The sequence below is a fragment of the Apibacter sp. B2912 genome, assembly GCF_009827835.1.
Lineage (GTDB): Bacteria > Bacteroidota > Bacteroidia > Flavobacteriales > Weeksellaceae > Apibacter.
In genome coordinates this window covers 153,370-166,485 of record NZ_WINV01000003.1, presented here as the reverse complement: position 1 = coordinate 166,485, position 13,116 = coordinate 153,370, and the positions used below count along the sequence as shown (strand labels likewise).

The 13,116-nt window shown below is 29.8% G+C and carries 13 protein-coding genes; 7 read left to right on the top strand and 6 right to left on the bottom strand.

The window, feature by feature from the left end; translation table 11 throughout:
• Nucleotides 1-8: 8 nt before the first annotated feature.
• Complete coding sequence (locus tag GFV01_RS06840; RefSeq protein WP_160565823.1) at nt 9-527, top strand: acyl-CoA thioesterase; 519 nt, start codon at nt 9-11, stop codon at nt 525-527.
• A gap of 2 nt (nt 528-529) precedes the next feature.
• On the opposite strand, the gene GFV01_RS06835 is transcribed toward GFV01_RS06840, so the two are convergent.
• Nucleotides 530-1,324 carry a UDP-2,3-diacylglucosamine diphosphatase gene (locus tag GFV01_RS06835; RefSeq protein ID WP_160565821.1) on the bottom strand — a complete coding sequence of 265 codons (795 nt, stop codon included), beginning with the start codon at nt 1,322-1,324 and terminating at the stop codon, nt 530-532.
• Complete coding sequence (locus tag GFV01_RS06830) at nt 1,303-1,746, bottom strand: 6-carboxytetrahydropterin synthase (protein ID WP_160565819.1); 444 nt, start codon at nt 1,744-1,746, stop codon at nt 1,303-1,305. The genes GFV01_RS06835 and GFV01_RS06830 overlap by 22 nt, the downstream gene beginning before the upstream one ends.
• Before the next feature lie 47 nt (nt 1,747-1,793).
• Between GFV01_RS06830 and GFV01_RS06825 the strand changes: the two genes are divergently transcribed.
• The 4 genes from GFV01_RS06825 (at nt 1,794) to GFV01_RS06810 (ending at nt 7,629) form a co-directional block, all read left to right on the top strand.
• Nucleotides 1,794-2,465 (top strand): ComF family protein, encoded by a 672-nt coding sequence (locus tag GFV01_RS06825; RefSeq protein WP_160565817.1) that lies wholly within the window; start codon nt 1,794-1,796, stop codon nt 2,463-2,465.
• A gap of 217 nt (nt 2,466-2,682) precedes the next feature.
• On the top strand, nt 2,683-3,036 hold the full coding sequence (locus GFV01_RS06820; protein ID WP_160565815.1) for a T9SS type A sorting domain-containing protein: 354 nt from the start codon (nt 2,683-2,685) through the stop codon (nt 3,034-3,036).
• Nucleotides 3,037-3,228: 192 nt separating this feature from the next.
• Nucleotides 3,229-5,634, top strand: coding sequence for an endopeptidase La (gene lon, locus GFV01_RS06815; RefSeq protein WP_160565813.1), 2,406 nt, complete (start codon nt 3,229-3,231; stop codon nt 5,632-5,634).
• 192 nt (nt 5,635-5,826) lie between these two features.
• The gene (locus tag GFV01_RS06810) at nt 5,827-7,629 is read left to right on the top strand and encodes a hypothetical protein (RefSeq protein WP_160565811.1); all 1,803 of its coding nucleotides are present in this window, start codon (nt 5,827-5,829) and stop codon (nt 7,627-7,629) included.
• A 62-nt stretch (nt 7,630-7,691) separates the two neighbouring features.
• Here the strand turns inward: GFV01_RS06810 and GFV01_RS06805 are convergent, their stop codons facing one another.
• The 4 genes from GFV01_RS06805 to GFV01_RS06790 all read right to left on the bottom strand — a co-directional run bounded on the left by GFV01_RS06805 (nt 7,692) and on the right by GFV01_RS06790 (nt 11,293).
• A complete protein-coding gene (locus GFV01_RS06805) occupies nt 7,692-8,687 on the bottom strand; it encodes a hypothetical protein (protein WP_160565809.1) in 996 nt (331 codons plus the stop codon).
• A 28-nt stretch (nt 8,688-8,715) separates the two neighbouring features.
• Nucleotides 8,716-9,522: a hypothetical protein gene (locus GFV01_RS06800; RefSeq protein WP_160557573.1), complete on the bottom strand. Its 807-nt coding sequence runs from the start codon at nt 9,520-9,522 to the stop codon at nt 8,716-8,718.
• A gap of 42 nt (nt 9,523-9,564) precedes the next feature.
• Nucleotides 9,565-10,437, bottom strand: coding sequence for a hypothetical protein (locus GFV01_RS06795; protein ID WP_160557574.1), 873 nt, complete (start codon nt 10,435-10,437; stop codon nt 9,565-9,567).
• Nucleotides 10,438-11,098: 661 nt separating this feature from the next.
• Nucleotides 11,099-11,293 (bottom strand): hypothetical protein, encoded by a 195-nt coding sequence (locus GFV01_RS06790; protein ID WP_160565807.1) that lies wholly within the window; start codon nt 11,291-11,293, stop codon nt 11,099-11,101.
• Between the two features lie 86 nt (nt 11,294-11,379).
• Here GFV01_RS06790 and GFV01_RS06785 point away from each other — a divergent pair, with 86 nt between their 5' ends.
• Both GFV01_RS06785 and GFV01_RS06780 read left to right on the top strand, forming a co-directional pair.
• Nucleotides 11,380-12,090 (top strand): helix-turn-helix domain-containing protein, encoded by a 711-nt coding sequence (locus tag GFV01_RS06785; protein WP_160565805.1) that lies wholly within the window; start codon nt 11,380-11,382, stop codon nt 12,088-12,090.
• Nucleotides 12,091-12,273: 183 nt separating this feature from the next.
• Nucleotides 12,274-12,963, top strand: a complete 690-nt coding sequence (locus tag GFV01_RS06780; protein WP_160565803.1) for a LexA family transcriptional regulator — start codon at nt 12,274-12,276, stop codon at nt 12,961-12,963.
• Nucleotides 12,964-13,116 lie beyond the last annotated feature (153 nt).

Here is a 13,116-nt window from a genome sequence, read left to right as displayed (position 1 = left end):
TGAAATTCATGAAAGCTAAAACTCCCTCTGATTCAAGGACCATAATGACCACCATTGTACTAACGAATGAAACTAATGCTTATAATAATATGTTTGGCGGGGATTTACTTTCTTTAATGGATCGAGCATGTGCCATAGCCGCTCAAAGACATGCGGAAGCTAAAGTTGTGACTGCTTCTGTTAATCATGTTTCCTTTTCAACACCTATTCCATTAGGAAGCACCGTAGAAGCCATAGCTAAGGTTTCTAGAGCTTTTGGATCTTCTATGGAAGTATTTGTCGATATATGGGTAGATGATGCAATAAATCATACAAAAACCAAAACCAATGAAGGGATATATACTTTTGTAGCTTTAGATGAATTTATGAAGCCTAAAAAAATACCTGACTTAGTACCTGAAACTGAAGAAGAAATAGTTAGATATAACTCAGCCCTTCACAGAAGGGAATTATCTTTGCTGCTATCCGGAAGAATTACTCCTTCAGAAGCTGTTGAATTAAGAAAAATATTTACGATGGATAAATAAAATTAAACAGTTTCGGTAAAAGTCTGTAAATGCAAATGATCTCCATCGAAAACGGCATAGGTATAATACGAAATCCAATCCCCTAAATTTACATAGTGGCTGTTTTTATCTTCACCAATCAATAAATCCATAGGTAAATGACGATGTCCGTAAATAAAGTAATCATAATGTCTTTCATTCAATTTTTCTTTAGAAAAGACAATCAGCCATTCATTATCTTCCCCTAAGAATTTAATATCTTCCTCCCCGCTAATTAATTTATTTTTTCTTGATAAATAAGTACCTAAGGCTACTCCTACATCCGGATGCAACCATCTGAAAAACCATCGAGCAACAGGATTCGTAAAAAGTTTTTTCATTCTTTTATACCCACGATCTCCCGGTCCCAATCCATCTCCATGAGCAATAAAAAAACTTTTGTTGTTGATTATAAATGTTTGTTCTTCGTTAAAAACTGTTATTGCTAATTCTTTTTGAAGATAATCTCTCATCCATAAATCATGATTTCCGGTAAAAAAATATATTTTAACCCCCGAATCTGAAAGTTCAGCTAATTTTCCTAATATTCGAACAAACCCTTTGGGTACAACGGTTTTATATTCATGCCAAAAATCAAATAAATCCCCTAATAGGAATAATACTTGAACATCATGTTTAATTTGTTCTAAAAATTTTACGAAAATCTTTTCTCTTTTTCTGGATGAAACATCATCAGGTGCTCCTAAATGCTGATCAGAGGCAAAATAAACTTTTTTGCCTGCCGTAAGGTTAATTTCTATTGGTCTTCCCTTATCCATTCACCATATGACGTTTCGGTTTCATATAATTTAAGCTTCGCTAATAAAATATTTTCAGGAAGCTCTGATTGTATCTTTTCGGCAAAATCCATCAACATATTCTCACATGTGGGCTGATAATTCATAAAAATAACTTTATGTCCTTGATTTTGCAATTGCTCTCCTAATTGTTTATGTTCTGTTTGAGCGTTTAAAACAATGGCATGATCTAAAGGATTTATAATTAATTTTTTTACAATAGATTTCAAGTCTCCAAAATCCATAACCATTCCATTTTTAACATGGTGTATATCATTACATGGCTCTCCTTTAACAGTAACATACAATTTATAAGAATGTCCATGAATGTTTTTACATTTACCATCATATCCCCACAGAGCATGAGCTGTTTCAAATGTAAATATTTTAGTCAGCCTTATCACAATAAATAAATTTGTTTATATTACGCAAAGATAATTGAAAAATACTCATGTGGCAAGAAATACTCTCTACCCTGTTTCCTAATAGATGTATTGGTTGTGAAACAATTATTTCTTCATCACAACACTATGTATGCGAAAGGTGTAAAGCTCATTTACCTTTTACTTATATTCCTTTTAACAACGCAAATTCAATTCACAGCCAACTTAACAATTCTGCGAAAATAGAATTTGCATCTTCCTTATTATTTTTCTCAAAAGAAAATATTACACAACAATTAATTCATCATTTAAAATATAAAAATAAACCGGAAATCGGTTCGTGGTTAGCTGAGATTTGGTTTATGCTGAATGAGAACAATCCTTGTTTAAAAGAAGTAAAAACCGTTGTTCCGGTTCCTATTCACTCGAAAAGATATAAAAAAAGAAACTATAATCAAATTTTGCTCTGTTGCAAAAAATTAGCAACTCTAATGAATTGCAATTTCGACGAGCATGTTCTTCAACGAGTTTCTCATACGAAATCTCAAACCCAGTCCAACAGAGAAGAACGTATAAAGAAAATGGAAAACGCTTTTATAAGAAATTCAAATTGTTCGAGTCATTATTTATTGGTTGATGATGTCTTAACAACGGGTGCAACCTTAATTGCATGTACTCAAGAACTGTTAAAAACCAATGATTCTCAAGTAAGTATATTTACTTTAGCAACAACAATATAAATATAAAATATAGAATAATTCAGAAAAAAGCCCTAAATACAAAACTATTGAAGATAAGATAATTAAATATTATCTTTATTCCCAAATAAAAATAAAAATAATTTAATGAAAAGTTGTAAAGAATATTTTTTTTTTATAATTTTATACATTAATTTTAAGTACATAACACTATTATTTTATCAAGGAAATTTTCATAATTTTTAGATATAAATTGCTTATGAAGAAATTTTTATTTTTTATTACGTTGCTTTTTTCAATTAACCTGGTTACTGCAAAAGATTTTCCGGCCAGTATTTTAATGAACTTTTATTTACAAGAGCAACCTTATACTAAATCAAAATTATATCCTAACCCGGCAGTAAATTTTATACTTGTTAAGAATTCAAGTTCTTATAAAATCGATAATATTTCTGTTTTATCCATGGTTGGTACCAATTTAATTGATAAAGATATAATTGACTCCAATCTTAATCAGGAAATTAATATTTCAAAACTTCCTACAGGAAGATATTTTGTTAAAGTTACTTATTCCGATGGAAGCAGAGAAATTCTAACCCTTATCAAGTTATAATTCTAAGCTTTATTAGCAATTATAGTAAGTTTTTATTTGGCATATTAATTGACCTTAGTACACGTACAAACTTTGGAGGTTGCAACATTTCTTATTAATAATCAATACTATACCCATTTAAGATTTAAAAAAAGCAGTTCTCTTTTTTTAGATATCTGAAAGTTTGTCATTAAATCTTTAATACGAAACATTATGAAGTTCGACATATTGTCATTAGATCAAGTTATGCAAAATGATAGTGAATTTATTCCTTTACTAAGCCAGGATGAAGAAGATAAAATGATGAATGAAACTTTTCCTACAGTTTTACCCTTACTTCCGGTAAAAAATGTAGTTTTATTTCCCGGGGTTGTTATACCAATTACTGCCGGAAGAAATAAATCCATCAATTTATTACAAGATGCTCAGCAAAACGACAAGATAATAGCAGTCATTACACAAAAAGATGTAAATGCAGATAATCCGACTATAAATGATATGTATTCGGTAGGTACTATAGGTAAAATATTAAAATTACTTAAAATGCCTGATGGAAGTACCATGGTAATTATTCAGGGGATACGTAAATTTTCTATTAATAATATACTTGAAGAGGAGCCTTATTTAAAAGCAGAAATAACTTTATTGGAAGACAAAAGAAAGGTTTCCAATAAAAATAAAGAACATTTTAATGTTTTATTGGAAAGCCTTCGTGAAACAGCCATTAAAATTATTAATGAAAATCCAGCTATCCCTTCAGACGCTTCTTTTGCTATTAAAAATATTGAAGGCAGCTCCTTGTTAGTAAATTTTGTTGCTTCTAATCTTGATTTGCCTTTAGTAAAAAAGCAGGAATTGCTGGAAGTTAACAGTTTGTTAGATCGTGCTTCCAAAACGTTAAAGTACCTGAACGTTGAGCTTCAAAAAATATCTTTAAAAAATTCTATTCAGGATAAGGTTAACTCCGACCTCAGCAAACAACAACGTGAATATTTCCTACACCAGCAAATGAAAACCATTCAGGAAGAGTTGGGAGGCGTTTCTTATGAAGCTGAAGTTCAAGAAATGAAAGAAAAAGCTTCGAAAAAAAAATGGAGCAAGTCTATAAATGAACATTTTGAAAAAGAACTTAATCGCTTAGTTCGCATGAACCCGCAAACACCTGATTATGGGGTTCAAAGGAATTATTTAGAATTAATGTTGGATTTGCCTTGGGAAAAATATTCTAAGGACAATTTTGATATTAATCATGCTGAAAAAGTTTTAAATAAAGACCATTTTGGCTTAGAAGATGTTAAAGAACGAATCTTAGAGTATCTCGCGGTCCTAAAACTTAAAGGAGATATGAAATCTCCCATCATTTGTTTATATGGTCCTCCCGGTGTCGGTAAAACTTCATTGGGTAAATCCATTGCTTCTGCTTTAGGAAGAAAATACGTTCGTATATCATTGGGCGGGTTGCATGATGAATCGGAAATTAGAGGACATCGTAAAACTTATATTGGAGCTATGCCGGGGAGAATTATTCAATCCATAAAAAAGGTTGGAACATCGAATCCCGTTATTGTTTTAGACGAAATAGACAAAATTAGCACCAGTGGACACGGTGACCCGTCATCTGCTTTACTTGAAGTATTAGATCCCGAACAAAACAGTACTTTCCATGATAATTTCCTGGATGTAGATTACGACTTATCTAAAATATTGTTTATTGCTACCGCCAACAATTTAGCTACCATACAACCGGCGTTGTTGGACAGAATGGAAATTATTGATATTTCCGGATATACTATTGAGGAAAAAGTAGAAATAGCTAATAAATATCTTTTACCAAAGCAAATCCTCGAACATGGACTTACCAAAAAAGATATTTCAATAAGTAAGAAAGAATTGGAATTTATTATCCAAGCATATACTCGAGAATCCGGTGTTAGAGGCTTAGAAAGGAAGATATCAAAAATTGTAAGGAATATTGCCTTACAAATTGCTCGCAATACTGAATACAACAAAAAATTGAGTCAAAATAAAATTATCGAAATCCTAGGTCCGCCTATGATGCCTGAAATGTCTGAAACTAATAAAGTTCCAGGAGTTGTTACAGGATTAGCCTGGACTCAAGTAGGAGGAGATATTCTTTTTATTGAAAGTATTCTTTCTAAAGGCAAAGGAAACTTAAGCATGACCGGAAATTTAGGTAATGTAATGAAAGAATCGGCTACTATTGCTTTGGAATACATAAAATCTAATTATAAAGAATTCGGTATCGATCCGCAAAAAATTGAAGAAAGTAATATACACATTCACGTTCCTGAAGGTGCAACTCCTAAAGACGGACCATCTGCAGGTATAGCAATGCTTACTTCTCTTGTTTCCTCTTTTACCGGTAAAAAGGTTAAGTCTAAATGGGCAATGACTGGTGAAATTACGTTACGAGGAAAAGTTCTTCCGGTAGGCGGCATTAAAGAAAAAATATTAGCTGCTAAACGGGCCGGTATTACCGATGTCATATTATGTGAAGAGAATAGAAAAGATATTGAAAAAATCAATCCTGATTATATTAAAGGCTTAAAAATACATTATGTAACTCAAATGTCTGAAGTAATTGATTTAGCTCTATAATAAAATTATAATAATTATAAGCCTGATTTTCATCAGGCTTTTTATTTCTAATTATAATATATTTAAAATGCAACATTTATCAAATAATAAAATTTAATTTTTTTTGCTTACTGTTAAAATTTGAAAGTAAAGTACTATTAGATATATATAGACTTTAAAATTAGCTATTTTATTTTGTTTACCTTTGATATCATGAAAATAAAAGATATTGAACATTCATACCGTTCTCTTATTAATAAAGAGATTTCAACGGTACAATCACTTAAAAAAAAGATATTTATTATTGCTGCTTTAAGATTATCAGTAGTTCTTATTGCTGCTTTACTTTGTATTTTTACTTGGAAAAACAGCTACCTTACCGGCGGTATCATCTTTGTATCTTTTTCAATATTTATCTTGTTATTAAAGTTACATCAAAAACTGTTTTATAAAAAAAATTATTCAGATTCATTAATAACTTTAGCAGAAAATGAATGTAAAGCTCTTAATTACGATTTTTCATCTTTTGATGGAGGCCCAGAATATATTTCGACTGAACACAGCTTCAGCTACGATTTAGATTTATTTGGCGATCGATCGCTTTTTCAGGCTATTAATCGAACATGCACCTATCAAGGTAAAAAATTTCTTGCCTATCTGTTCCTTACTCCCTATTTAGACAAAAAAACCATTGTGGAAAATCAGGAAAGCATCCAAGAATTAACTTCAAAACAAGATTGGGTAAACCATTTCCGAGTTTTAGGGTCTTTAAACGGAAAATTAGAAAATAAAGAAAATTTTGATTCAAATACATTTCCGGAAACATTTTTATTGCATAAAAATAAATTCTGGGAAATAATGATAAATATTATTCCCTGCTTGTATTTAATCTTACTTGTACTTACAGCTTTTAATAGGGTATCTGCATTATATTTTATTCCTTTATGGATCATAACTTATTCAATTAATGCCTTTGCGAGTAAGCATGTAAATAATATAGTTAATAACATAGAAAAAAAAACAGATGTTTTAAATACCTATACCTCACTTTTTAATGCCATAGAAGAGCAAAATTTTGATAGTTATTTGTTAGAAAAAAATCGTAAAACCCTTATCAAGAAAACTCCTGCATCAAAAGCTATCTATAAATTAAATAGATATTGTTCTCAATTAAATATGTGTATGGCTTATCCGATGATTTTATTTTTCAATCCGGTCTTATGTTGGAGTGTTCGTTATGCTATTAAGATAGAAAAATGGTTAGATATCTATAAAAAGTATCTACCGAATTGGTTTGATTCTCTTTCTCATTTTGATGCTTGGTGCTCCCTGTCAACATACGCATATACTCACCCCGGATATTCATATCCTAAAATAAATACTGAACATTTTATATTTGATGGGAAAGAATTGGGCCACCCTCTACTTAACCGATCTAATTGTGTAACCAATGATGTTAAAGTTTCAAAAGAAAATTATTTTTTAGTAATAACGGGAGCTAATATGGCAGGTAAAAGTACGTATTTAAGAACTATAGGGGTTAATCACGTGTTAGCCTGTATTGGTGCTCCGGTATATGCTAAGTCATTAGAGATATTCCCAGGAAATTTGGTAACTAATTTAAGAACTACAGATTCCTTACTTGATCATGAATCTTATTTTTTCTCTGAATTAAAACGATTGAAAATGATTATAGACAGACTTCATTCCGGAGAACATTTATTTATCATTTTAGACGAAATTTTAAAAGGTACCAACTCTGAAGATAAGCAAAAAGGATCTTTAGCGCTTATGAAACAGCTTATTTCGCTAAAAGGAAATGGCATTATTGCTACGCATGATTTAGTATTAGGCACCTTGGAAGCAAACTATCCCGAAAATATAAAGAACTATCGATTTGAAGCAGAAATTGCTCAGGATGAATTAGTGTTTGATTATAAATTAAAAGAAGGTGTAGCTCAAAATATGAATGCCACTTTTTTAATGAAGAAAATGGGAATTACTGGTATTGAATAAAAATACCTGCCTATTCGGCAGGTATTATATAAATACTAAGTATATAACTTAATTTTTAAAATTTATAGAGATGATTCATCTATATCTAAACGAATAGCAAAGAAATAAACACCAACCGGGAGATCTCCACCATTATCACCCGCTCCAGGTATTGAAGATCTGGTTTCCAATACTTGTTGACGTTTTAAACTGGTACTAAAAGTTAAAGCAATTTCATGCTCATATCCTTCATCACCCGGATTTTTATCTGGAGATTGGATTACTGCAATATAATTTACATATGGAGTAGTATACCCTTGGCTTTTAGCTTCCGGATAGGTTCCAACCATAGTCATTGCATGCTCAGATGGATTTCCATTTACAAAACTATTTTGACTTGCTAAATACCAATTTCTATTATATTTCCCGTTATCGCAAAGATTACCCCCTTGATCAAAAGGTAGAGGTGAGCTAGCAGGATTCATACAAGGAGATCGTTTATTTTTAATGTGAAATTCATCGACTTTTAATTTGCTTAAATCATCTAAATCATGAAGATATGTCCAGAATAAAAATCCCCCATCGTCTCCATTATTATAAATCATATATTTAGCCATTATCATCCAAACACCCGGAGGTAATTTTAATCCTTTACCAGGTTTTGAAATTTCTACATGATCCCCCTCATCTCTATTATTCATTACAAAGTCTGTTCTAAGATCTTTTGTTTCAACCCGCTTAATACTAAATGGTTTGGGCACCCAGTTAACCATACCGGTATCATCATGGAACATTAACATGCTTCCTGCAGCTTCAGATTGATCACTGATACGAATTCCTGGTACGGTCCCATCCGTATAGATATGGACTTTAGCTTGAGGTGTTAGGGTACCAATACCCAGGTTACCATTACTATCAACTATCACATCATCGGAAGTATTAGAATTTCCTTGAGTATTACCTTTTGCATCAACATGAAAAACCCCTTTAGGCTCTGTTGTATTTATACCTACTTGTGCAAAAGCAGAGGAAATTCCTACACTTCCTCCTAACATATATAATAAAAATAATTTTCTCATATAATAAATTTAAAATTCGTATAATTTATTAATCAATAAGATCCGCATCTAATCGAACAGCATAAAAGAAAGAACCTTGAAATTTTGTATTTGATGTTACATATCCGAATTTAACATTACTTGTGCTTCCAAATATTCTAAATTCATGATTTTCCCCTTTAGGAATATTAACCAAAGCTGCTAATTGCGGAGTTCCTGTAAGCCCATCTAGACCTCCATCTTGTTCTAAAGGAACACCTAAAATAGTATTATAAACCTTTTTATTTATATCAGGATATTTAGTAACATTTTTTAAATAAATCCACACATTATTTCTTGGCTTTTCATTAGGAGGAGATACTGTAGGTTTAATTACGAATTTAGAAAGAATCAGCCATCTTCCCTGAGATAGTATTACGGGCTGCTCTGTTAAATCTGCGGCACTTTCATCTAATGGTAAAGGTATATTATCCCCTATTTTACCAGTTTTAATTAAAGGTCTCGATGGCACTACCCATTTGGAATTTCCTAAAGAGTCTATGCTGACCAATATGTTTGCATTAGTTTCATGACCATCTTCCAAACGAATATTTCCGTTTATATCCAGACTAACATCAGGATTAATTTTACCTACCCCTACCTTTCCATAATAAGGAATATTATCTTCTGTTGTAAATACCACATCATCAGAAGTATTTACCGGATTTGGTATATCGCCATTATCCTTTTTTGCATCAATATGAAATATCGCTTGAGGATGATCGGTATTGATTCCTACTCCTATTGCCTTCTTTTGCGAAATACCTATACCTGTTGCTAACAACAAAATGCATATAGTTAAATATATTTTATTCATGATTTTTTTATATAAAAATTATTATTATAATTAATAATGATCTTATTTAAATTGATCTATTCGTACAGCTCTAAAATAAGGTTTACCTGTTGAAAATCCAGTATAATCTCCATCTACATATACGATTGTATTATGATCTATACTGGTACTGGCATAAGCGCTAACCTTCATAGTTTGCCCATTGTTTATTTTAACCACATGAGTTAGCTGAGGCGTACAGGCACAAGCTCCACCCCGTTCTGTTGCAAAACCAACAGTTGTTAATACTCCTTTATCGGGTGACTGATTTTCGTCATAAAGTAGGGTCCAGATATATTGATCAAAACCATACATTTTTCCACAACCTCCACCAAATCCTGTTGAACTATTTGAAGTTCGTGTAGTGTATTTGAGTTGAATTAGCCATGTACCTTCTGTTAGCTCTAATGGCTTATCTGAAATTTTTACGGCAGGCTTATAACCACTAGGCATATTGGGATCACCGGGTATATATGGAGATGTATTTACAAAATTAGGTGCTGATGTTGATGTTGCATCAAGTCTTGTTTTAATTTGAATAATAGAACCTTCCTTGATCTCCGGCATAGGCCTCGTTTCAGCTACAAAATTACCTTCTGCATCAGAAGCAATAATTTCACCTTTTGACTGTACACCGGCCGGTTTTACTCGTAATGCTTGCCCTTTTGTCCCTATAATTTCGAGCTTTGCTTTCGGAGTTCTGGTACCAATACCTACATTTCCTTCTGAATCTACTATAAATTCATCAAATTCTTGATTTAAATTGCCTTCTTTTCCACTTACAATGTGGAAAACTCCTTGAGGATCTTCTGTGTTTATTCCCACATTTTTGGTTTGAGAGAAAGAACAAACGGAAATCACTCCGAGTAATGAACATAATAAAACTCTCTTTTTCATAATGAATTATTAATTAACATATTACTTATTAATTGATTTTCTACTTTTTAATTTAAAAAATCTATCCTATTTTTAATGATCATCTTTCTTTTTTCATTATAAAAATATAGTACCTACAAGGGCATTAAAAATAGATGAACGCTTAATTTTTTAAACTTTATAACACTTTAACACTAACTTTATGGCGGTAAAGATAAACAAAAAAAATATACAATCACAAAGTTTATATGACATATATATTTTTTATATATTTAAATCAAATAAAGTAATTTTAATTTATTTTTTAAGTATACAGCTAACTCATATTAATAATTTTTAAAATATAAATCTTTTAAATTATATTGATTAAATATTTACTTTATATAAATTTAAAAGTATGCATATAATAGCATTTATATATTAAAAGATCCATTCTTTTTATATCAATTTATATCATTATCAAAAGACGTAAAGTTATTTTAACACTCCTAAAAATTTATAAATTGATTATTTAAGTAAATGTTTATATATATACAGAATTGATATATTAATTAATATAAATTTTAACAAATATTAAGTAGCATAATTCATAAGTTTATTTCATTTCATTCGTGCCGATAAAGTAGTTATTTACATTGATTATTGTTTTCTTATATTAAAAATAACTTTATTTAATCCTAAATTAATTTGAAATTTTCTTTTGATAATTTTTAATAAACTTTTCTCTATTACTAATAATTGCTTCTAAAGCCTCTAATACATCATTTTTTTCACGGGAAAAACGAGCTCTTACGTTTTCAGGAGTTATATTCAATAATTTAGATGCCAAAATATAATCTCCCACTTCAATTTTTCTTTTTATTTGTTCTACTGTCATAACAATAATATATTTTTTGATATCTTTGTTTTATCTCAACACAAATATATATACATTTTGTTTATCTTAAAATTTTTTTACACGAAATGTATATTTTTATACATGCTATGGATAAAGTTATTATTTTAAATGAAATTAAAAAACACTATGGATACACTAAAGATTCTCAGTTAGTAAAACATTTGGGAATAACTTCTCAAATTTTGTATAACTGGAAAAAACGTAATTCATATAACATTAAATTAATTTATACAAAATGTGAAATTTTCAACTATGAATGGCTATTAACAGGAAACCCCCCTATGTTGAAAAAAGATAATACCATTACAAATAATAATAATTCTATAGCTGAAGAATCAAAAAATATTTTTCTTAAAGGCCAAAAAAATTATATTCCTTTATATAATTTGGACCGTAATGGGGGGTTAAAAAATATTTTTGTAAAAAAATTTGATCAAAATTTAATTATAGAATTTATCAAAATACCGGATTTAGCTGATTGTGATGGGGCAACATATGTTAAAGGCAATTCCATGCTACCAACAATCCAAAACGGTGACATTGTTATTTTTAAAACTATTTCCCTTAATGATTTATTTTGGGGAGAACTTTACTTAGTCGAAATATGCATGGATGACGATTCATTTTATTTATTAATTAAGTTTATACAAAAATCTGAAAAAGGAGATAAATTTATTAAACTTACAGGGCAAGATAATAAAAGTAGTTCCCATGATATTCCTATTTCTAAAATCAATGCAATAGCCCTTATCCGTGGAAGCTTACGAATATTCTAAATGCTTCTCCCTACATTATTTATCTCAATATAATTTATATATAATTTTTTTATACTAATTGTGTTAGATTATTGTAATGTTGTTGTGACAATTTAATAATTTTTAGTATATTTGTCTAGCAACCAAATACTTATATAAACATTCTGTTTATTTTGATCATTTATTTATTTAAATTAATAAGCTATGAAAAAATCTGTCCTATTAAGTAAAATAAAATTATTTTATGGATTTAAAAAAGATTCTGAATTGGCTAAATATCTTAATATTTCACCTCAAACTTTTTCAAATTGGAAAAAACGAAATAGCTTTAATCCTTTATTAATCCACGCTAAATGCCCTGAAATTAGCCTTGAATGGATATTAACCGGAGAAGGTCCTATGTTAAAATCACCAATTTTAGATAATGATTTTTCTTTACCATTATTAGAAGAACCATTAGTTAGATTTGAAGATAAAAGTAATTTTAATATACCACTATATAACTTAGACACCAATGGTGGATTAAAAAATATTGTTCATAAAAAATCTGAAAATACATTCATTTCAGAATTTATAAAAATACCTAGTTTATCTGACTGTGACGGAGCTATTCATATAAAAGGAGAATCTATGCTTCCACTTTTAAAAAATGGTGACATTGTTATTTTCAAAAATGCTTCCATAGATAATATATTTTGGGGAGAATTATATATAATTGAAATCGCCTTATCGGAAGATTCCAATCTTACCTTCGTTAAACATATTCAGAAATCCAGTTTAGGTAACAATTACATAAAATTAGTCAGTACCAATCCTATGTTTGAACCTAAAGATGTTTCCTTAGATACCATAAATGCTATCGGCATGATACGTGCAAGTATTCGATATCATTAAATATTACATAAAATTTATAATTTATTTATAACATATTATGCATCTGTTATTTTTTTAATTATATATGAATTTCACGTAATTTTTTTGAAGATGTAGTAATCAAAAAAAATAATCTAATCTTTTAAAAGTTAAAAGTCTAAAAACCCATGTCAT